The sequence below is a fragment of the Poseidonibacter lekithochrous genome (assembly GCF_018861145.1).
Lineage (GTDB): Bacteria > Campylobacterota > Campylobacteria > Campylobacterales > Arcobacteraceae > Poseidonibacter > Poseidonibacter lekithochrous_A.
Genome location: NZ_JAHKQT010000017.1, coordinates 208,247 through 228,257 on the forward strand (window position 1 = coordinate 208,247; position 20,011 = coordinate 228,257).

Consider the following 20,011-nt stretch of genomic DNA (forward strand, 5'->3'; position numbering starts at 1 on the left):
CTAACGAACCATTGCACCACTAATATTTAGTACTTCTCCACTAACATAAGTAGCTTCATGACCTATAAAATAAGCACATTTAGCAACTTCTTCCGTTTTACCAAATCTACCTAAAGGAATTGCTTTTTTCATTTGTTTTACATTTGGAATATCTTCAATCATTTCTGATTCAATTATTCCAGGTGCAAGAGCATTTACTCTAATATTATAACGACCTAATTCAATTGACAATGTTTTTGTAAGTGCAATCATTCCACCTTTTGACGCTGAATAATTAGCTTGTCCCGAGTTTCCAACAAGTCCAGAAATTGAAGCTACATTTACAATACTTCCACTTTTTTGCATCATCATATTTTTTACAACAGCTTTTATAATTTGATAAGGTCCCGAAAGGTTAGTTTCTATTACATCTTCCCACTCATCATCGTTCATAAAGAAAAATAGATTATCTTTAATAATACCTGCATTATTAATCAAGACATCAATTTTAATATCTTCTAGTTTTTCTCTGATATCTTCTTTATTTTGCATATCAAAAGTGATTAGTTCAGCATATTCTATTTGCTCTAAAATACTTTGCGCTTTTTCTTGATTTGAATTGTAATGCACATATACAAAGTAACCATTTTTCGCATACTCTTTTACTATCGCTTCACCAATGGAACCCGTTGCACCTGTTACTAATACTTTTTTTCTATGTATTTCTTTATCCATGTTAATTCTTTATATAAATTTCCCATCAATTAATAATGTTTTTAAATTCTTAATATCAATATCCATTCTTCTATCTTCGTATAAAGGTTTAACAATAGCTCTAATTTCATCATGAATATTTTTTAAATATGGTGAGACTTCACTATTCCCTCTTATATCAACAGCTTGTGCCATTCCAATAAATGCAATTGAAAGCATATTATGTAAATCAGGCATCATTTTTGCAAAGTCGTTCGCAGCTGTTGTTCCCATAGATACTTTATCTTGATTTAATGATTCTGTTGGTCTTGAGTGAATTGAAGCTGCTGTTGTATTTTTGATAACATCAGCACTTAATGAACTTAATGAAATTTGCATTGCTTTAAATCCATGGAAGAAAGGTTCTTTTGAGAGTTTTAAGTTTTCTCCTAAGCCACGGTTGAATTTATGGTCAACTAATAGTGCAAATTCTTTATCTAAAAGGTCAGCTAAATTAGCAGCACAAATTTTTAGTGTATCCATGGCATGTGCTACATATCCACCATAAAAGTTACCAGAAGTATATATTTTTTGATTTTCACCATCAATTAATGGATTATCATTTACAGAATTTATTTCTGTTTCAACCCAGTTTTTAGAAATTTCTAAATTGTCTCTAATTACTCCTAGAACTTGTGGTGCACATCTCATTGAGTATGTATCTTGAATATTCAGGTTATTATCAGCAAAGAACTTATCATATCTTCCATCTCTACCATGAGTTAATTTTGAACCTGATATTTTTCTTTGAATATTTTTTGCAGATTTAATTTGACCAGAAAAAGGTTTTGAATCATGTACAAAATCAGCAACTGGAGTGTCATCCCCTAATAAAACTTCAAACATACCAGAAACATAAGATTCCATAGAATCTAAAATTATCTCAAACTCTTCAATAGCTTTAAGTGCAATTGCGCTCATGATAGTAGTACCGTTCATAATAGCTAGTGCTTCTTTTGGTTCAAATATATAAGGAGTAATATTTAGTTCATTATAAACTTCCATTACATCTTTAATTTCACCTTTATAATATACTTCTCTTTCACCTGCAACGACAGCCGCAATATAAGATAAGGGTGTTAAATCTCCACTAGCACCTACTGATCCTTGTGATGGAATTACAGGAATAATATCTTTTTGGATTAACATCTCTAATCTATGTAAAAGATTTAATGAAACCCCAGAACGTGCTTTACTTAAAGAAATAGTTCTACAGATTACGGCATATTTACATACTTCATAACTTAAGTTTACCCCAATCCCACAACCATGGAACCTAAAAAGATTTGTTTGTAGTTTTGCTGCATCATCATAGTTTACATAATTTCTTCCTGCATCTCCATAACCAGTAGTAATACCATAAATTGGTTTACCTTGCTTAATTGTATCCATCATAAAATCATGTGTATGATTAATAAATGTTGTGAATTCTTCATTATTAGATATTTCTATTGATGATGCTTTTGAAATTTCTTCAAGTGTAATGTGGCGTTTATCTATATTTAATTTCATTATTTCTCCCAAAAATTGTAAAAATTGAACCATTGGTTTGGATATTTTATTAAAATACTCTCAAACTCTTTGGTATATTCGTTTATTGCTTTATCTAATGCCTCATTTTGATTAAGTGTAAAGTCTAAATTTATAGTTATAGTTTTAACTGTATATTCTTGTAATCCTGTAAGTATTGTGAAGCATGCTAACATTGGAGTTTTAGTTCTATATGCAATCTTAAATGGATTGATATTAAAATAAGCATCTTTATTAAAAAAGTTTATTTTATATTTATATTTTTTACTAGTTGGCCTATCTGTCATTATTGCAATTACTTCATTATTAGAAATTGCATTTGCAATTTCTATTGAGACAGAAAGTTGACCTTCTGATTGGTCAATGATATGTGTATTAGATACACTTTTTTCAATAGAATTCTCAATATCTTTTATACTATCTAGAATCACTTCTTGCATTACGATATTAACTTTATTTTTTGTTATTGGATTATTAGAACTTGCTGCCCAACCACCAAAATGAGAAAATAATAAGATAGTTTTTGTATCAAGTAAATTTTCTACTTTTTCTTTTTCATGGTAAATAAAATTGTATGAGGATGGATCATGTTTTGATATAAATCTGTCTACCATACAAATAGAGAACACTCTTAAATGATTAAAATAAATCCAATTATTAAAAGGTTTATTTAATTTAGAGTAATAATCTTTTAAAGCTTTTTTTACATTTGAAGCAAATAAAAAATAAAAAAAGCTAACAGGATACATTAGATAATAAGTAAATTTATATCCAAAGAGTTTGTACAAATTGAATACTAATTTTATACTCCAACCACTTCCTCTTTGTTTTACTTTCATTTATTTATATCTCTTTTTTAAAAAAGTCTTTAAAGGTAATAATCTTATATGTACCATTACAATAGCTGCTGTATCCCAAAACTTTTTAAAATGAGAAACTCTTTCTTCTGGTGTTGGGTAGTAGCAATCAACAATTACTTCTTTGATTGTTCTACCTTTCCATGAATGTTTAACTAAAACTTCCATTTCCCAATCAAATCTTGATGTTTTAATATCCAGATCTAAAATTGATGTAGGGTATAATCTAAAGCCCGATAATGAATCTTTTATTTCTTGTTCTGTATCCCAAGTAGCCCAAAAATTACTAAACCATCTCCCGAACTTTGAACCATTAGGAACATTTTCAATATCAAAATCTCTTGCTCCAATTATAATTTGATCTTTTTCATTACAATTAACGATAATTTTTTCAATTTCACTTGCTAGATGTTGACCATCTCCATCAATACTTACAAAATAATCATAACCTAGTTTTTTAGCTTCTCTTGCTCCACTTAAAATAGCTTCACCTTTACCTAAATTTATATCATGTCTAATAATTGTTAAATTATCATTAGGAGTTAGTATATTTTTTACGGGATTTGTATATCCATCATCTATTACAATAACCTTATAGTTGTGTTTTAATACATCATTAACAACTGCTTGAATTGTATTGTCATTGTTTAGTGTTGGAATTATTACTATTATCTCATTCTGTTTCATATATTATTTCACTAATCTTTTTTTCATGTTTTTTTATTATTATTTTAAATTTATTATCATCTAAGGCTTTAATATTGTAGTCAATAACATCCTGAGGTAAAATCAATGAAATAAATTTAGCCTTTTTAATTGAGATGATTCTATGATTAAATATTTGTGCAATAATATCTATTTGCAAAAAACCTGGAAGTATTTCATTATCAGGAAAATGTGCTTTAAATACTGGATGATCTTTAGAAGATAATTTAATACTACAATTAAAATTATCTTTATTTAATATCTTATACAGGTTATTTATTGATTTCACTATATTGGTCTCTATTTCTTTAAATAATTAATAAATATTATACAAAAATAATTATTAAGGAATCATTTATAAGATATATTCAAGATGAAAAATTGTAAAATAATTACTATTAAGAGAAAAGGTTAATATAATAATGATTACAAGTAATGAGTTTAAAGAAGTATTAATTGAAGGTTTAAACCTTGAAGATATTAGTGTTGATGACATTGAAGATAATAGCCCTTTATTTGGTGATGAAGGAATAGGCTTAGATTCTGTTGATTCTATAGAATTAGTTTTAATTATTGAAAAAGAGTATGGAGTAAAAATAAAAAATTCTGAAGAATATCATGATATCTTTAGCTCAGTAGATAATTTATTAAAATTTATAAATGCAAATAAATAAAAAAGTTTATATAAATAATTTTTCTTCTATTTCATGTGCTGGAAATAATAATACAGAATTATTTACAGCTATTTGTGAAAAAAAAGATTCTATTAGTATAGATAAAACTTATCTTGAAGATAAAGAAGTAGCAATTGGTAAAATTAAATCAGATAAAGAATTTTATGATAATTTATTAGATTGCTGCAATAATGTATTAAAAAACTCAAATTTAGAAAACTTTTCAAATACTTTTTTAATAGTTGGTTCTTCTGTGGGAGGAATGAGTCAAACTGAAGAAGTTTTTTTCAAAGATAAAAGTTACGAAAACATTGATTATAAAAAGCATGCAATTGATGCAATTTCTTACAAGTTAAAAGAAAACTTTAAATTTTTAGATGATGTCTCTTTTTCAACTGCATGTACATCTAGTGCGAATGCCTTAGGTTATGCAAAAGAAGTCATTTCAAAAAATATTTATAAAAATGTATTAGTTATAGGTATTGACTCATTATCTTATACTACTGTTTGTGGTTTTTCCTCTCTTAGTGTACTTTCATCAAAACCATGTACTCCTTTTGATAAAAATAGAGAAGGAATGAATGTCTCTGAGGCAATCGCCGTATTATTAATACAAGACGAAGTTCAAGATAATTCAATTGAACTTTGTGGCGTAGGATATAGTTCTGATGCACATCATATGACACAACCACACCCAAATGGAAATGGTGCAATAAAAGCAATGCAAAATGCAATTAAGGATGCTAGAATCTCAATTGAAAACATCTCTTATATTAATGCACACGGTACAGGAACTCAAGCAAATGATAGTGCAGAGTTAAATGCAATAACAAAGCTTTTTGGAAATACTAATGTAAAAGTAAGCTCTACAAAATCTGTTACTGGACATACATTAGGTGCTGCTGGTGCAATAGAAGGAATTATTTCATGTTTGGTTTTACAAAAACAATTAATTCCTCCCAATAAAAATATAAATAATTTAGAAGATACTAATATTTGTTTTCCAAGAGAAGTGATGTCTGAAGATATTTCATATGTTTTGAGTAATTCTTTTGCTTTTGGAGGAAATAATACTTCTTTAGTTTTTGGATTAACAAAATGAAAATAAATTTAGAAATAATCGATGCAAAATTTATTTTTGCAGAAAAAAGCATTGAAGACTTAAATACTAAAGTATTAGTTCCTAAAATGGTATTAAGAAGAAGATTAACAAGATCTTCAAAGCTTGTAATTGAATTATTGTCAAAAATTAATACAAATAAAGAAAGAATAATTTTTGGAACAGCATATGGTGAGTTATTATCAACTGCAAAAATATTAGATGCAATTAATGAAAAACTTCAAGTCTCTCCTACGGAGTTCCAAAATTCAGTTTATAATACTTCTATTTCATATGCATCTATTTTATCAGATAACATAAGTGAGATGTTAACTATCTCATCAGGAGATGAAACTTCATTAAAAACTCTAAAAGTTGGTGCTGTTAAATCTTTAGATGAAGATGAACTTATATTGATTTGTTCTGAAACATTAGATATCCCTAACATAGATCAAGTAAATAGATGTGTTAAATATTTAGAGTCAGCAGTTATTTTAAAAGTAAAAAATACAACACAAAAAGCAACAATTACCTTAAATGATATAGTAGCTGATAATGATTTTCCAAAATCAATACACCATATGCTGTATCTAGCAAAGCAGTTCCAAAAAGATAATTCATTAATTTTAGAAATGGAGATCTAATGAACCTTCCTCATCAAGAACCTATTCGATTTGCTCAAAATATTACAAAAAATGAAGAAGAATATAAAGTAGTTACTTGTACTTTTCCTTATATTCCTACTTTAGCAATGGTAAGTGAAGCAGCAGCACAAAGTAGTGCTTCTTTTGCACAAGATAATGATGAAGTAAAGGTGGGATTTTTAATCTCCTTAAAAAATATAATAAAAATTAAAGAATTAGAAGATTGTGATTATGAAATTAAAATTGAAAAGAGTTTTAGTTTTGGTTCTATGACTGAATTTTCATTTGAGTTAATTAAAAATAATCAAACTTTTGTTACTGGAAGTTTAACTGTAACTATTCCAGATGATGAAAATAAATAGATTATTTATAAGTATAATTTTAGTTTTTACATATATAAATGCAAAAACTTTTTATGTTGATGAACCTGTATTAAATACAAAAGTATTTGTTCAAACATATGGAGATAAAAATAAAGAAGTTATTGTACTAGTTCATGGTTTAGGGCATGAAGCTTCTTCCATATGGAAAAATACAATTGAAAGATTCAAAAATGACTACTATGTAATAACTTTTGATCTTCCTGGTTTTGGTAAATCATCAAGAGTTAATAGAGAGTTAACTCCCACAAATTATGCATTATTTATCAATTATATAAGTAATTTATATGTAAAAAAACCATTTTATTTAATAGGCCATTCAATGGGGGGAGCTATTAGTTTAAAATATACTTCGATGTTTCCTAAAGATGTAAAAAAATTATTATTAATTGATGCAGCTGGAATACTTCATCGTGATACATATAGTAATTTTCTTATTACTGCAGGAATTGATAACTTTTTTAAAATCAAAAGTATAGAACCTTTAAATAAAATCTCAAGTATCTTTTCTCAAATAACAACAGGGATACAAGATTATATACCAAGTGATTTATCACTAGTTATTAAAACAGAATATATAAGACAAATGCTTTTTAAAAATAATACAACAGCAATTGCAGCAATAGGCTTAGTAATGGAAGATTATTCAAATGTTGTGTATTCTATAAATACCCCTACTGAAATACTTTGGGGAGAAAATGATGATATTGCACCTGTACGAACTGGATACGCATTAAATAAAATTCTTAAAGATTCAAAAATAAATGTAATTCCAAACTCCGGCCATATACCAATTATAGATTCAAAAGATATATATTTAAAATATGTGGATAATTTTCTAAAAAACAAAAATATAAAACGTGCACAGAAAGATTCTTCTTTTAATACAAAATATTTATTAGTGAAAAATCAAAATAATGTAGTAATAAATGGAAAATATAAGAGTTTAAAAATAATAGATTCAAACAATATAAAAATAGATTCTTCAAATATAGAAGAATTAATAATCATAAACTCAGATGTTAAAATATTAAATTCGACGATTAAATCAAAGAATATAGCAATAGATGTTAAAAATTCTAATTTAGAAGTAACAGCATGTGATATTGATGGTTTTTATGCAATACAATCAGAAAATACGAGGCTTGATCTTGCTGGATCAACCTTAAACTCAATAGAAAATAGTATTAAGAATAAGAATATAAACAACAAAGACATATTAATTTTATCTTTAACAACAATAAATAGTAAGTTTTATAAAAATAGAGTTTTTCATGAGAAAATGGAAATAGATTCAAATAATAGAATATAAGGGATAAAATTGAAAAAAAAGTTTTTTAAATATGATAAAAAAATTAGTGCACTAGATGCTCAATATCAAGCACAAAAAATTGCATTTGCACCTATAGTTTTTCAAGTTGTAAGAGTAATGAGAGATTTGAAATTATTAGAATATTTAGCAAAAAACAAGAATGGCTTAACTTATGATGGCTTATCTAAACTTTCAAATTTAAATAAATATGCAGTTCAAGTATTATGTGAAACAGCTTTGAGTTCTGGTGTGATTTATGAAGAAGATGAAAAAATATTTTTATCAAAAATTGGTTTCTTTCTTAATAGTGATGAAATGACTATTGCAAATATGAATTATAATCATGATGTTAATTATCAAGGTTTATTTTATTTAGAAGAAGCAATTAAAAGTGGAAAAGCTGAAGGTCTAAAAGTATTTGGAGATTGGGAAACAATTTATCCTGCACTTTCTTCTTTGCCAAAAAAAACACAAGATTCGTGGTTTGAATTCGATCACTTATATTCAGATTCTGGATTTCCTAGGGCAATTGAAATTTTAAAAGGATTAAAGCCTAGAAATATATTAGATATAGGTGGAAATACTGGTAAGTTTGCAATGTTATTAGCTCAAGATGAACCTAATATTGATATCACGATTATGGACTTACCACAACAAGTTAAACTTGCAAAACAAAATATTTATGAGAAAAATATTAATAATATTACTACTTATGAAGCAAATATATTATTAGAAGAGACAAAGATTCCAAAGGGTTTTGATATTATTTGGATGAGTCAGTTTTTAGATTGTTTTAAGGAGGAACAAATTATCTCTATTCTTAAGAAAATAAAATCATCTATGTCAGGGAATAGTGAAATTTGTATAATGGAACCATTTTGGGATAGACAGATTAATGAAACAGCTGCTTATTGTGTTATAAATACTTCTCCTTATTTTACCGCTATGGCAAATGGATATAGCAAAATGTTTAAATATACTGATTTTGAAAAATATATAGAAAAATCAGGATTATGTGTAATTGAGATAAAAGATAATATTGGCCTTTGTCAAACAATAATAAGGTGTAAATAATGAATAAAATGCTTCTAGTACTTTTAAGTTTTTTTGTATCTGTAAATTTAGCTTTTTCAAAAGATAATTTAACATATGGTTTAGGACTTAGTGTCTTATCAACACCTTCTTATCTTGGATCAAAGAATCAAGAGTTAAGAGTTGTGCCTTTCCCATATATTGAATATAAAAGTAAATATATAAATATCGATAAAGATAAAATTTATAATGAATTTTACAATAAAGATAGGTTGAAAGTTGAAGTTAGTATAAGAGGAATGCTTCCTTCAAAAAGTGAGGAAAGCGCTAGAGTTGGAATGGAAGATTTAGATTTAATTATCGAAGTTGGACCAAAATTTATTTACGATATTTATTCAAAAAATGATATGAATATTGACTTTGAATTACCTTTCCGTGCAGCATTTTCTATTGGGAACTCTTTAGAACATCAAGGTTTTTTAGGAAGTTTTGATCTAAAATATAAAAATAAGTTATTAAATAATTATATTTTTAGTTTTACTACTGGTTTAGGTTTTGCAGATAAAAAATTCAACAACTATTATTATGAAGTAAATTCGCAAGATGTTACATCAATTAGAACAGAGTATCATTCAAAAAGTGGTTATAGTGGTTGGCATAATGCCTTAGCACTTACAAAAAGAGATGAGCATATGTGGTACGGTGGATTTATTAAACATTATTATTTAGATGGAGTAGTATTTAAAGATTCATCTTTATTAGAAACAAAAAACTCTCTATTTTATGGTCTTGCTTTTAGTTATCTATTTTAGATTTTAATTAATAAGATTTTACTTACACTTAACAAAGTCAAAAAATGTTAAAATATCCTAATTTAATTAAAGGTTATGTATGTCAAATCTTATAAAAGATAGTTCTACTAGAATTAAAACTGCTTTAGTTCTTTTTTTCGCATTTATTTTAGTATCTTATTTTGATACTTTATTTCTTGTTTGGGTATTTTTTGGTTTCTTTTTAATTGTAGGAATTTCAGAAGCTAAAAAGCTTTTTGAAATTGAGACTAATTACTCTATATATCAATATTCTGGTATTATTTGGGTTGTTGCATATTTTTATCCAAATCCAATGGAACTGGTGTTTGTCTCTTTAATTGTAACTGCTTCAATCATGGCATATACTAAGAAAACTAATCCAAAAATCATATTACCAATGCTTTATCCAATGGTTTCATTTTTATTCTTATTATCTTTATATACAGAGTATGGAATACAATCTTTATGGTGGATATTATTTATTGTTGCAAGTGCTGATACTGGTGCTTATTATGTTGGAAAAAGTATTGGGAAAACAAAATTTTGTGAAACGAGTCCTAAGAAAACACTAGAAGGTGTAATTGGTGGAGTTATCCTTGCTGGATTATTAGGACCCTTATTTGCAATAGATAATATTTCATATTTTGCAGCATTAATTATTTCTTTAATTGTAGCTGTTTCATCTGTTTTTGGAGATTTATTTGAATCTTATTTAAAAAGAGAAGCTGGAGTAAAAGATAGTGGAGATATTCTTCCTGGTCATGGGGGTGTTCTAGATAGAACTGATGGCTTCCTTTTTGCAGGTGTTATTATGCTTGTACTTCTTAGGATTGTAGCTTGATTCTATTAGGTTCTACTGGTTCAATTGGTGTAAATACTCTAAATATTGCACGTAAATTTAACTTAAATGTTGAAGTACTTGTAGCAGGTAGCAATATTGATGTATTAAATAAGCAAATTGAAGAGTTCAAACCTAAAAAGGTAGTGATTGCAAATAAAGAAGATATTTCAAAAGTAAATCATCCTGATGTTTTGGCAGGTGAAGATGAAATACTTAATGCGATTGAAAATAGTAAATCAGAAACTGTAGTAAATGCTCTTGTAGGTTTTCTAGGTTTAAATCCAACATTAAAAGCAATTGAATGCGGTAAAAAATTAGCTCTTGCAAATAAAGAATCACTTGTAGTTGCTGGAAAATTTATTGATTATACTAATTTAAGTCCAATTGATTCTGAACATTTTGGTTTATGGTATTTACTTCAAGATAAAGCAATTGATTCTATGACAGTAACTGCAAGTGGTGGTTCATTTAGAGATTATCCTCTTGCAGATTTAGCAAATGTTTCTATAAAAGAAGCCCTAAATCATCCAAATTGGTCTATGGGAAATAAAATCACAATAGATAGTGCTACCATGACAAATAAAATATTTGAACTTATGGAAGCTGCATGGTTATTTGATATTAGAAAACTAGATGCAATTATTGAGACAAAATCACTAATTCATGCAATGGTTAATTTTAAAGATGGAAGTACAACAGCACATATTGCAAATGCTTCTATGCAACTTCCTATTGCTTATGCAATTTTAGGAAAATGCGATGAGCAGATTTTAGAACCAGTTAATTTACTTGAAGTTGGTTCTTTAGAGTTTAAAAAGATCGAGACTTCTAGATATCCAATATGGGAAGCAAAAAATGATATTATAAATAATCTTGATTTAGGTGTTATTTTAAATGCAGCCAATGAAGTTGGAGTTGCAAAGTTTTTAGATTCAAAAATTGGATTTTTAGATGTTTCAAAGATTTCTTTAAATGCTTTAAATAAATTTAACAATGTCAAAATAAATACGCTTGATGATATTTTTGCAATTGATAAAGAAGTGAGGTCTTATTGTGAGTCTTGATATGCTTGTTCCCTTTGGAATATTATTAGCTTTAGTTGTTTATTTGATATTTACAAGATCGAAGTTTGAAAAAGATGTTATTAATGTATATGAAAAAAAGTTTGAAGAGTGGAAAGAGTTTAATACGACAACTACAAAAGAAGTTGAACCTACTAAAACTTTAGTTGGATTAGTTTATAAAACTGGATATAAAGTTAATATTGAACTTCTTGATGAGACTCCTAAGGCTCAACTTGAAAAAGGTAAATTTGAAATAAGTGATATAAAGGACAAGTAATGAAGTACTTAATTCTATTTCTTATTTTTGTATCTTTATTAGATGCACAAATATATAGAAAAAGTTCACAAGTTGTTGTAGATACAAAAGAAATGCTTATGTGGGCAGATGATATTTCTGTAATTAAAGTAATGAAAACACATGATGATGCAATTTCTTATTGCGAAGCACTTGTCTTCTCTGGTTATTCTGATTGGCGAATACCAAAAATAGAAGAGTTTAAAACAATTGTTGATAAAAAGAATTTCAAAAATTATATAAATAAAGCATTTAGATATAACGTTCCAGATGGATATTGGGCTGAAAGATCTCATTGGAGAACACTTTGGTTTTATGCTGATTATATGCATTTTGTAAGTGGAACAGCATATTTTGATAGTAGACATAAAAATAAATATGTTAGATGCGTAAGAAAAATATAAGGGAGGATAGAGTTTTGAGTAAAAGAGTTTTAATATTACATGGTTTAGGTGGTAGTGATTATCCTCACTGGCAAGCTTGTTTGGCAGCTGATTTAATAAAACAGCATTACACTGTATCTTTTCCTGTAATGCCAAATAGAGATAATCCAAAACTTGAAGAGTGGAAAGAGTGTTTAAAGAAAGAAATATCACATTTTAATCCAGATATTGTTATCTGCCACTCTTTAGCAAACGTATTATGGTTTCATACTTGTGATGAATTAAATGTTAGTTTAGAAAAACTTATGTTAGTAGCTCCTGTTAGTAGAGAAAGAGTAGTTGAGGCTGCGAGTACTTTTTATCCTTACCCAATCGCAAAAGATTTGAAAGCTAAAGACATTATTATGTTAGCATCAACAAATGATCCTTATATGACAGAAGATGAAGCCTTAGATTTAAAAGAAAAATTAAATATTGAAATAAATGTACTCAGAAATGCAGGACATATAAATGCAGACTCTGGTTTTGGTTCGCATGATTTTGCATTAGATTGGCTTACTAAATGATTTTAAGTATTGAAAGTTCATGTGACGATAGCTCAATTGCAATAACAAATAGTGAAACTTTAGAGTTAGTTTATCACAAGAAAATATCTCAAGAATTACAACACAGTATTTATGGTGGAGTAGTTCCTGAATTAGCTGCAAGATTACATATTGAAGCCTTACCCAAAATATTAGAAGAGTGCGTAGACTACTTTCCAAAATTAAAAGCAATAGCTGTTACATCAGCTCCTGGATTATCAGTTACTTTAATGGAAGGAGTTACTATGGCAAAAGCTTTAAGTATTTCGCTTGATCTTCCTCTAATCTCTGTTAATCACTTAAAAGGTCATATCTATTCTCTTTTTATAGAAAAAGAGGAAGTTCTTCCAATTACTATTTTATTAGTTTCAGGTGGACATACTCAAATAATAGAAGCAAATTCATTAAATGATATGAATTTAATAGCAAGTACCATGGATGATAGTTTTGGTGAGAGCTTTGATAAAGTATCAAAGATGTTAGGTCTTGGATATCCTGGTGGTCCAGTGGTTCAAGAGTATGCATTAAAAGGTGATGAAAATAGATTTGAATTACCAGTTCCTTTAAGACAAAGTCCAAATATTGAGTTTTCATATTCAGGTCTTAAAAATGCAGTGCGGCTTTTAATAGAAAAGTGTGTTAGCGAAGATGGAATAGTTAGTGACCAAGATAAATATGATATCTGTGCATCTTTTCAAAAAACAGCAATTGCACATATTATGCAAAAAACAAAGAAACTATTTAAACAAAAAGTTCCTAGAAACTTTGCAATAGTTGGTGGAGCAAGTGCTAATATTTACCTTCGAACGCAAATAGAAGAGTTATGTAAGAAAAATGGAACAATATTACATCTAAGTCAATTAAAATACTGTAGTGATAATGCTGCAATGATAGGTCGAGTAGCAGTTGAGCAGTACAAGCAAAAAGAATTTACAAAGCTTGATGACATAGATGTACAATCAAGACTAAAAGGATTTTAAATGATATTTGAAATGGGTGCAAAACTTGATGGAGATAATCATGATACATCAAAACATAATGAAAAACCAAAGAAATCAAAACCTAATAATAAAAATAGTAAGAACAATAAACCAACAGCTCCTAGTACTTTCAATAAAAATGAAATCTTGCCAAAGAATCAACATCAATTAGTATTTACTTATGAAAAAAGAAAAGGGAAACCAGTAACTTTAGTAGGTAGATTTTCTTTAAATGATGCAGATAAAAAAGAGATACTAAAACTTTTAAAGAAAAAGTTAGCTTGTGGTGGTGCTATTAAAGATGAATGGATAGAACTACAAGGTGATGTAAAAGAGAAGATTATCACAATTTTAAAAGCAGATGGATGGAAATTTAGATAAGAAAAAGGATTTTTAATGCAAAAAATATTTGATGAGGTAGGCTCTTTAGATAAAAGATGTTATGAAGAGTTTTCTTTAAATGAAGATATACTTATGGAACATGCTGCTAATAGTATGGCTTTATATATTGAAGAAAAATTTTATGATAAAAAATCTATTTTAATAGTATGTGGTTCTGGAAATAATGGCGCAGATGGTATTACACTTGCAAGATTATTACATACAAAATTTGACGTGTCTTTATATTTTTATAAAGAAGCAAAAACAAATATTGGAAAGATTCAATATAAAAGGGTAAAGAGTCTAGGTGTTCCTGTTGTTAGTGAACTTGAGAATACAGATATTATAGTTGATTGTATTTTTGGTTCAGGATTAAATAAACCACTTGATAATGAAGCTATTTCTTTAATTAAGAAAATAAATAATATGGAAGCTATTAAAATTGCATGTGATATTCCAAGTGGTATTTTTAATGATGGACAACTAGACTCAGTTGCTTTTTATGCTGATATTACTATTACAATGGGAGCTTTAAAAACTTCACTTTTCTCTGATACTGCAAAAGATTATGTAGGTAAGATTAAAGTGGCTGACCTAGGAATACAAAGAAAACTTTATGAAACAAATACAAATAAATATCTTCTTGAAAAGAAAGATTTAAAACTGCCATTTAGAAATATACAAAACTCACATAAAGGTTCATATGGTCACTTAAATGTGGTTGCCGGATGTAAAAAAGGGGCAGGGATAATAGCTGCAAAAGCTGCCTTTGGATTTGGTGCTGGGATTGTAAGTGTTGTATGTCATGAAAACCTTGATTTACCTTATCACATTATGCAAACTCATTTTATAAGTGAAAACTGTACTGCAATTGCAATTGGTATGGGGCTTGGAAAATATGAAACAGAAGAGATTAAAAAAATACTTTCTAAAGATGTAAAAAAAATAGTTGATGCAGATTTATTTTATGATGAATTATTACTTGAAGTTTTAGATGAAGATATTGTTTTAACTCCACATCCAAAAGAGTTTTGTTCGCTTTTAAAAATATGTGATATAGCTGATATTAAAATTGATGAGTTACAAAACAACCGCATTAAATATGTAGAAAAATTTTGTTTAAAATATCCAAAAGTAGTATTACTTTTAAAAGGAACAAATGTAATTATTTCACAAGGTGAGAATTTATATATAAATACTTTCGGAACTGCTGTATTAAGTAAAGGTGGAAGTGGTGATGTTTTAAGTGGATTAGTAGGTTCTCTACTTGCACAAGGATATGAACCCTTGGATGCAGCAATTAATGCAAGTTTAGCACATGCTTTAGCAGCTGCAAACTTTAAGAGAAATGACTATTCTCTAATTCCATCTGATTTAATAGAAGAGGTAAGAAGATTATGAAAATAGTTTTAGTTCAAACAACATGCGCTTCAAAAACTGAAGCAAAAAATATTGCGAAGATTTTAATTGATGCAAGACTTGCTGCTTGTGTGCAGTTAAGTGAATGTGAATCTCTTTATACTTGGAATAATGAGTTTTGTTGTGATAATGAAATACTAGTTAATATTAAAACTAGAAAAGAAAACTTTGAAAAAGTAAAGAATAAAATTAAAGAATATCATAGTTATGATGTTCCTGAAATTATAGAAATAGATATAACAAATTCAGGGAAAAAATATTTAAGATTTATTGAAGAAAATACAAATTAAATTAAATTTAGCTAAATTTCTCAATTTGTTAAATTTACTCTTGACAAAATAGTAAAAACATAATATAATTCCGTCCACTTTTCGTAAGAATTGTGATTGGCGGAGTGTAGCGCAGCCTGGTAGCGCACCTGGTTTGGGACCAGGGGGTCGAAGGTTCGAGTCCTTTCACTCCGACCATTATATGTGGTGGGTATAGCTCAGTTGGTTAGAGCATCGGTTTGTGGTACCGAGGGTCGCCGGTTCGAACCCGGTTACCCACCCCATTTTTTAAATTGCTTCCATAGCTCAGCTGGATAGAGCAACGCCCTTCTAAGGCGTAGGTCGCACGTTCGAATCGTGCTGGGAGTACCATTTTTAATCTTTTTAGAAAAAAAGATAATGCGGATGTGGTGAAATTGGTATACACGCTAGACTTAGGATCTAGTGCTTTACGGCGTGAAGGTTCAAGTCCTTTCATCCGCACCATTTATACTTAAAGTATCTTCAGTTTTCTGAATTTATACTTTTGCGGGAATAGCTCAGTTGGCTAGAGCCTCTGCCTTCCAAGCAGATTGTCGCGAGTTCGAGTCTCGTTTCCCGCTCCATTTAAAAAGCCTTGAATAAGAAGTTTTTAAAACTTTTGATTCAAGGCTTTTTATTTTTAAACTATATAGAATGCTTCCATAGCTCAGCTGGATAGAGCAACGCCCTTCTAAGGCGTAGGTCGCACGTTCGAATCGTGCTGGGAGTACCACTTTTTAATAATTTTAATTTCTAATAGGAATTAATATCAGGTCGCGGGATAGAGCAGCACGGTAGCTCGTCGGGCTCATAACCCGAAGGTCACAGGTTCAAATCCTGTTCCCGCAACCAATTACAAGCTTTTATCTATTTGAACTTAGGTTCTTTTAGATGAAAGCTTTTTTTTTGCTCAATTTTTATGTATAAAATTATTTCTTAATTATTAGCTTTAATATATTATACTGTCACTTCAGATAAACAATAATCATTGGAGCTTTAATGTCAAACTATATTGATTTTATGATACAAGCAGATGAATTAAATCAACTATTAGAAAGTAAGAAGAAAATAGTTATTATTGATGTTAGATTAAAAGAAGAGTATGATAATGGGCATATTGATACTGCTGTAAATTTCACTGAAGTTTTTACTTATTTGCCAAAGGGTATTACAACAAGAAAAGAGAAAGAATCTTTTATCAGCTTTTATGAAGAATTATTCTCAAAAGCTGGTGTTTGTAAAGATGAAATAGTTATATTCTATGAAGATAAATTTACACTAAAATCACCTCGTGGTTTAAGTATTCTAAAATATTTGGGGTATGATGAAGATAAGATAAAAGTACTAGATAGTGGTTTTCTTAATTGGAAAGAAAGTGGTTATAAAATAAGTAAAACTACTACTCATAATATAAAAAAGAAATTTATATCAAGAATAGATGAAAGCTTTTTTGTAGATTATAATGAAATGTTAGCATGCATAGATAATCCAAAAATTATTAAACTAGATGTTCGTGATAAAGATGAGTGGCTAGGTATTAGTTCTTCACCTTTTGGAATAGATTTTGCTCCTAAAAAAGGAAGATTGCCTAATGCTATTTGGATAGAGTGGTATAAATTTATTACTAGTAATATGTTAAGTGTGGAATCACTTGATAAAATACAAAAAGAGTTAAAACAAAAAAATATAAAGAAAAATGATGATATTATTTTATACTGTTTTAAAGGTGCAAGATTATCAAATACTTATATAGCACTTAGAAAACTAGGATATAATCATATTAGAGTATATTTCGCTGGATGGAACGAATGGTGTAGAAAAGAAAATGCACCAATAATTAATGAAGTTGAAAATGATAATAATCCACTTTTAAAAGAAAATATTGCATTAAAAAATATATTAGATTCTATTTATTCAAAAAATTCTAATTTAATTGATTTCCCAAAGTACAATAAAGAACCAGTATTTGCATTTAATAGAGAGGGTAATATTAGTTTTGAAAATAAAGCAAAGAAAGTAATACTTCCTAGTATTACAAAGATATCTGATATCTTTCCTAGCTTTGAAACTGAAAATATCTATAATATGATAGATAATCAAGAAAATAAGAGTATTACAATACAAGTAAAAGATAGATATTTTTTATTAAACTGTATAGGTTCTAGAGGTTCAAATAATATACTTATTTATGGTTTTGAAACTACAGAAATAGAAAATTTAAATAAAAGTTTATCTTCTCAATATAAACTAGTTCAAAATATCATAAATACAGTTCCCGTAAGAATATTTTGGAAAGATAGAAATTGTAGATATTTAGGTGCAAATAAATTATTTCTAAAAGATGCAGGAATTAAAAACATAAATGAAATTATTGGTAAAACAGATTTTGATATGCCTTGGAATAAAACAGAAGCTCAATATTATGTTGAGGATGATTTAAAAGTAATAAATACAGGAGTTGAGAAAATTAATTTTGAAGAATTTCAAACAAATGGAGATGGAAAAACAGCTGTTATATTAACTTCTAAAATACCACTTAGAGATGAAAATAATTATATTATTGGGACATTAAGTTCATATGCAGATATAACACATCAGCGTAAGATGGAATTAGAATTAAAAAAACAAAAAGATATTTTTATTCATCAAGCACATCATGATGCTTTAACTGGATTACCAAATAGAGTTCTTTTTCAAGATAGGTTAGAACAATCAATACAATCTTCAAAACGAAAGAGAACAAAAACAGCGCTATTATTTATAGACCTTGATCATTTTAAAGAGATTAATGATTCTTTTGGACATGATATTGGTGATGAAATCCTGAAAATTGTTAGTAATAGATTAAAAAAAGTTGTTAGAGAAGAAGATACTGTGTCAAGATTAGGTGGTGATGAATTTACAATAATCTTAGGAGAATTAACTGAAGCTCAAGACAGTTCAAAAATAGCTAAAAAAATATTAAAAGTTTTATCAAAACCTATGTATACTAGAAATAATACATTTTATATTTCAAGTAGTATTGGAATTAGTATATATCCCAATGATGGAGAATCAACTCAAAACCTTCTTAAATTTGCAGATTCTGCTATGTATAAAGCAAAAGACGAAGGTAGGAATAACTTCCAGTATTACAACTCTTCTATGACAGAACTTGCATTTGAAAGAGTTGTTATGGAGGCAAGTCTTAGGAGATCATTGAAAGAAGATCAATTTGTAGTTTATTATCAAGCACAAATAAATGGAATTACAGATGAAATAATAGGACTAGAAGCCTTAGTCAGATGGGAACACCCAACAATGGGGATTGTGCCACCAGATAAATTTATTTCTTTAGCTAAATCAACAGAATTAATTGTTGATCTAGATAGAATTGTTATGGAAAAAGCTATGAGTCAAGTCTCAAAGTGGTATAAAAAAGGTTTAAATCCAGGTATTTTAGCTATGAATCTTGCAGTAAAACAACTTTATGAAAAAGATTTTATAGAAATGTTTGAAGAACTTATGGTAAAGACAGAATGTAAAGAACGATGGATTGAGTTAGAAGTTACAGAAGATCAGATTATGACAAATCCAGAAAAAGCTATTAAAATTCTTAGTAAAATAAGTGATTTAGGTGTTGAATTGGCAGTTGATGATTTTGGAACAGGTTACTCTTCTTTAGCATATTTAAAAAGGTTACCAATTGATAAGCTTAAAATCGATCAAGCTTTTGTCAGAGATTTACCTGATGATGAAGAAGATGTTGGAATTACACAAGCAGTTATAGCTTTAGCAAAGAGTTTAAATTTAAAAGTTATTGCAGAAGGTGTTGAAACAAAAGAACAAAAAGATTTTTTAGTTAAAAGTGGTTGTATAAATATCCAAGGATATTTATATTCTAAACCTATACCTGCTGATAAATTTGAAATACTTCTTAAAAAAGGATTTAAAATTTAGAAAGAGTTTGAATTTTTATTTATTGACAATGTAGAACTATTGTTCTATAATATTACAA

Annotated in this window: 22 protein-coding genes and 7 tRNA genes; 24 read left to right on the forward strand and 5 right to left on the reverse strand. The window is 28.1% G+C overall.

The genetic code is table 11. The annotated features are described in order from the left end of the window. Genes KO488_RS06900 through KO488_RS06920 form a run of 5 tightly spaced genes read right to left on the reverse strand, consistent with a single transcriptional unit; the run spans window position 1 to window position 4,113 of the window. Window positions 1-714, reverse strand: coding sequence for an SDR family NAD(P)-dependent oxidoreductase (locus tag KO488_RS06900; protein WP_216058059.1), 714 nt, complete (start codon window positions 712-714; stop codon window positions 1-3). 9 nt (window positions 715-723) lie between these two features. Next, a complete protein-coding gene (locus KO488_RS06905; protein ID WP_216058060.1) occupies window positions 724-2,244 on the reverse strand; it encodes an HAL/PAL/TAL family ammonia-lyase in 1,521 nt (506 codons plus the stop codon). Beyond that, window positions 2,244-3,101, reverse strand: coding sequence for a lipid A biosynthesis acyltransferase (locus KO488_RS06910; protein WP_216058061.1), 858 nt, complete (start codon window positions 3,099-3,101; stop codon window positions 2,244-2,246). Before KO488_RS06910 ends, KO488_RS06905 begins: the two co-directional genes overlap by 1 nt. Continuing rightward, a complete protein-coding gene (locus KO488_RS06915; RefSeq protein WP_216058062.1) occupies window positions 3,102-3,806 on the reverse strand; it encodes a glycosyltransferase family 2 protein in 705 nt (234 codons plus the stop codon). Continuing rightward, window positions 3,793-4,113 (reverse strand): hypothetical protein, encoded by a 321-nt coding sequence (locus tag KO488_RS06920; RefSeq protein WP_216058063.1) that lies wholly within the window; start codon window positions 4,111-4,113, stop codon window positions 3,793-3,795. The genes KO488_RS06915 and KO488_RS06920 overlap by 14 nt, the downstream gene beginning before the upstream one ends. A 133-nt stretch (window positions 4,114-4,246) precedes the next feature. Between KO488_RS06920 and KO488_RS06925 the strand changes: the two genes are divergently transcribed. From KO488_RS06925 to KO488_RS07040, 24 genes are all read left to right on the forward strand, one after another. Then, window positions 4,247-4,498: a phosphopantetheine-binding protein gene (locus KO488_RS06925; RefSeq protein ID WP_216058064.1), complete on the forward strand. Its 252-nt coding sequence runs from the start codon at window positions 4,247-4,249 to the stop codon at window positions 4,496-4,498. After that, on the forward strand, window positions 4,485-5,600 hold the full coding sequence (locus KO488_RS06930) for a beta-ketoacyl-[acyl-carrier-protein] synthase family protein (protein WP_216058065.1): 1,116 nt from the start codon (window positions 4,485-4,487) through the stop codon (window positions 5,598-5,600). The genes KO488_RS06925 and KO488_RS06930 overlap by 14 nt, the downstream gene beginning before the upstream one ends. Further along, complete coding sequence (locus KO488_RS06935; RefSeq protein ID WP_216058066.1) at window positions 5,597-6,241, forward strand: beta-ketoacyl synthase chain length factor; 645 nt, start codon at window positions 5,597-5,599, stop codon at window positions 6,239-6,241. The genes KO488_RS06930 and KO488_RS06935 overlap by 4 nt, the downstream gene beginning before the upstream one ends. Beyond that, window positions 6,241-6,603 carry a hypothetical protein gene (locus tag KO488_RS06940; protein ID WP_216058067.1) on the forward strand — a complete coding sequence of 121 codons (363 nt, stop codon included), beginning with the start codon at window positions 6,241-6,243 and terminating at the stop codon, window positions 6,601-6,603. The genes KO488_RS06935 and KO488_RS06940 overlap by 1 nt, the downstream gene beginning before the upstream one ends. After that, the gene (locus KO488_RS06945; protein WP_216058068.1) at window positions 6,587-7,933 is read left to right on the forward strand and encodes an alpha/beta hydrolase; all 1,347 of its coding nucleotides are present in this window, start codon (window positions 6,587-6,589) and stop codon (window positions 7,931-7,933) included. Before KO488_RS06940 ends, KO488_RS06945 begins: the two co-directional genes overlap by 17 nt. Window positions 7,934-7,942: 9 nt before the next feature. Further along, window positions 7,943-9,007, forward strand: coding sequence for a class I SAM-dependent methyltransferase (locus tag KO488_RS06950; RefSeq protein WP_216058069.1), 1,065 nt, complete (start codon window positions 7,943-7,945; stop codon window positions 9,005-9,007). After that, window positions 9,007-9,777 carry a MipA/OmpV family protein gene (locus tag KO488_RS06955; protein ID WP_216058070.1) on the forward strand — a complete coding sequence of 257 codons (771 nt, stop codon included), beginning with the start codon at window positions 9,007-9,009 and terminating at the stop codon, window positions 9,775-9,777. Before KO488_RS06950 ends, KO488_RS06955 begins: the two co-directional genes overlap by 1 nt. 79 nt (window positions 9,778-9,856) lie before the next feature. Next, window positions 9,857-10,618 (forward strand): phosphatidate cytidylyltransferase, encoded by a 762-nt coding sequence (locus tag KO488_RS06960; RefSeq protein ID WP_216058071.1) that lies wholly within the window; start codon window positions 9,857-9,859, stop codon window positions 10,616-10,618. Next, the gene (gene dxr, locus KO488_RS06965; RefSeq protein WP_216058072.1) at window positions 10,615-11,682 is read left to right on the forward strand and encodes a 1-deoxy-D-xylulose-5-phosphate reductoisomerase; all 1,068 of its coding nucleotides are present in this window, start codon (window positions 10,615-10,617) and stop codon (window positions 11,680-11,682) included. Before KO488_RS06960 ends, dxr begins: the two co-directional genes overlap by 4 nt. Beyond that, entirely contained in the window at window positions 11,672-11,959 is a 288-nt protein-coding gene (locus KO488_RS06970) for a hypothetical protein (protein ID WP_216058073.1), read from the forward strand. The genes dxr and KO488_RS06970 overlap by 11 nt, the downstream gene beginning before the upstream one ends. Beyond that, window positions 11,959-12,381, forward strand: a complete 423-nt coding sequence (locus KO488_RS06975; RefSeq protein ID WP_216058074.1) for a DUF1566 domain-containing protein — start codon at window positions 11,959-11,961, stop codon at window positions 12,379-12,381. Before KO488_RS06970 ends, KO488_RS06975 begins: the two co-directional genes overlap by 1 nt. A gap of 14 nt (window positions 12,382-12,395) precedes the next feature. Next, a complete protein-coding gene (locus KO488_RS06980; protein WP_216058075.1) occupies window positions 12,396-12,926 on the forward strand; it encodes an RBBP9/YdeN family alpha/beta hydrolase in 531 nt (176 codons plus the stop codon). Further along, window positions 12,923-13,924: a tRNA (adenosine(37)-N6)-threonylcarbamoyltransferase complex transferase subunit TsaD gene (gene tsaD / locus KO488_RS06985; RefSeq protein WP_216058076.1), complete on the forward strand. Its 1,002-nt coding sequence runs from the start codon at window positions 12,923-12,925 to the stop codon at window positions 13,922-13,924. The genes KO488_RS06980 and tsaD overlap by 4 nt, the downstream gene beginning before the upstream one ends. Further along, window positions 13,925-14,305: a translation initiation factor gene (locus tag KO488_RS06990; RefSeq protein WP_216058077.1), complete on the forward strand. Its 381-nt coding sequence runs from the start codon at window positions 13,925-13,927 to the stop codon at window positions 14,303-14,305. A gap of 15 nt (window positions 14,306-14,320) precedes the next feature. Continuing rightward, window positions 14,321-15,706, forward strand: a complete 1,386-nt coding sequence (locus KO488_RS06995) for an NAD(P)H-hydrate dehydratase (RefSeq protein ID WP_216058078.1) — start codon at window positions 14,321-14,323, stop codon at window positions 15,704-15,706. After that, on the forward strand, window positions 15,703-16,014 hold the full coding sequence (gene cutA, locus KO488_RS07000) for a divalent-cation tolerance protein CutA (protein WP_216058079.1): 312 nt from the start codon (window positions 15,703-15,705) through the stop codon (window positions 16,012-16,014). The genes KO488_RS06995 and cutA overlap by 4 nt, the downstream gene beginning before the upstream one ends. 100 nt (window positions 16,015-16,114) lie before the next feature. Then, window positions 16,115-16,191 (forward strand) — tRNA-Pro (locus tag KO488_RS07005). A 9-nt stretch (window positions 16,192-16,200) separates the two neighbouring features. Next, window positions 16,201-16,277: transfer RNA gene (locus KO488_RS07010), tRNA-His, on the forward strand. Window positions 16,278-16,288: 11 nt separating this feature from the next. Further along, window positions 16,289-16,365: transfer RNA gene (locus KO488_RS07015), tRNA-Arg, on the forward strand. A 29-nt stretch (window positions 16,366-16,394) separates the two neighbouring features. Continuing rightward, window positions 16,395-16,479 (forward strand) — tRNA-Leu (locus tag KO488_RS07020). A gap of 42 nt (window positions 16,480-16,521) precedes the next feature. Further along, window positions 16,522-16,598 (forward strand) — tRNA-Gly (locus KO488_RS07025). Between the two features lie 72 nt (window positions 16,599-16,670). Beyond that, a tRNA-Arg gene (locus KO488_RS07030) sits at window positions 16,671-16,747 on the forward strand. Window positions 16,748-16,789: 42 nt separating this feature from the next. Beyond that, window positions 16,790-16,866 (forward strand) — tRNA-Met (locus KO488_RS07035). 147 nt (window positions 16,867-17,013) lie between these two features. Further along, window positions 17,014-19,953 (forward strand): EAL domain-containing protein, encoded by a 2,940-nt coding sequence (locus KO488_RS07040; protein ID WP_216058080.1) that lies wholly within the window; start codon window positions 17,014-17,016, stop codon window positions 19,951-19,953. The last annotated feature ends 58 nt before the right edge of the window (window positions 19,954-20,011 follow it).

What these genes read in the sequence shown, in the direction of transcription:
- KO488_RS06990 (WP_216058077.1), top strand. Translation starts at nt 13,925, where the DNA reads ATGATATTTGAAATGGGTGCAAAACTTGATGGAGATAATCATGATACA.
- KO488_RS06900 (WP_216058059.1), bottom strand. Translation starts at nt 714, where the DNA reads ATGGATAAAGAAATACATAGAAAAAAAGTATTAGTAACAGGTGCAACG.
- KO488_RS07040 (WP_216058080.1), top strand. Translation starts at nt 17,014, where the DNA reads ATGTCAAACTATATTGATTTTATGATACAAGCAGATGAATTAAATCAA.
- KO488_RS06915 (WP_216058062.1), bottom strand. Translation starts at nt 3,806, where the DNA reads ATGAAACAGAATGAGATAATAGTAATAATTCCAACACTAAACAATGAC.
- KO488_RS06910 (WP_216058061.1), bottom strand. Translation starts at nt 3,101, where the DNA reads ATGAAAGTAAAACAAAGAGGAAGTGGTTGGAGTATAAAATTAGTATTC.
- KO488_RS06960 (WP_216058071.1), top strand. Translation starts at nt 9,857, where the DNA reads ATGTCAAATCTTATAAAAGATAGTTCTACTAGAATTAAAACTGCTTTA.
- KO488_RS06975 (WP_216058074.1), top strand. Translation starts at nt 11,959, where the DNA reads ATGAAGTACTTAATTCTATTTCTTATTTTTGTATCTTTATTAGATGCA.
- cutA (WP_216058079.1), top strand. Translation starts at nt 15,703, where the DNA reads ATGAAAATAGTTTTAGTTCAAACAACATGCGCTTCAAAAACTGAAGCA.
- KO488_RS06940 (WP_216058067.1), top strand. Translation starts at nt 6,241, where the DNA reads ATGAACCTTCCTCATCAAGAACCTATTCGATTTGCTCAAAATATTACA.
- KO488_RS06935 (WP_216058066.1), top strand. Translation starts at nt 5,597, where the DNA reads ATGAAAATAAATTTAGAAATAATCGATGCAAAATTTATTTTTGCAGAA.
- KO488_RS06930 (WP_216058065.1), top strand. Translation starts at nt 4,485, where the DNA reads ATGCAAATAAATAAAAAAGTTTATATAAATAATTTTTCTTCTATTTCA.
- KO488_RS06955 (WP_216058070.1), top strand. Translation starts at nt 9,007, where the DNA reads ATGAATAAAATGCTTCTAGTACTTTTAAGTTTTTTTGTATCTGTAAAT.
- KO488_RS06945 (WP_216058068.1), top strand. Translation starts at nt 6,587, where the DNA reads ATGATGAAAATAAATAGATTATTTATAAGTATAATTTTAGTTTTTACA.
- KO488_RS06995 (WP_216058078.1), top strand. Translation starts at nt 14,321, where the DNA reads ATGCAAAAAATATTTGATGAGGTAGGCTCTTTAGATAAAAGATGTTAT.
- KO488_RS06925 (WP_216058064.1), top strand. Translation starts at nt 4,247, where the DNA reads ATGATTACAAGTAATGAGTTTAAAGAAGTATTAATTGAAGGTTTAAAC.
- tsaD (WP_216058076.1), top strand. Translation starts at nt 12,923, where the DNA reads ATGATTTTAAGTATTGAAAGTTCATGTGACGATAGCTCAATTGCAATA.
- KO488_RS06905 (WP_216058060.1), bottom strand. Translation starts at nt 2,244, where the DNA reads ATGAAATTAAATATAGATAAACGCCACATTACACTTGAAGAAATTTCA.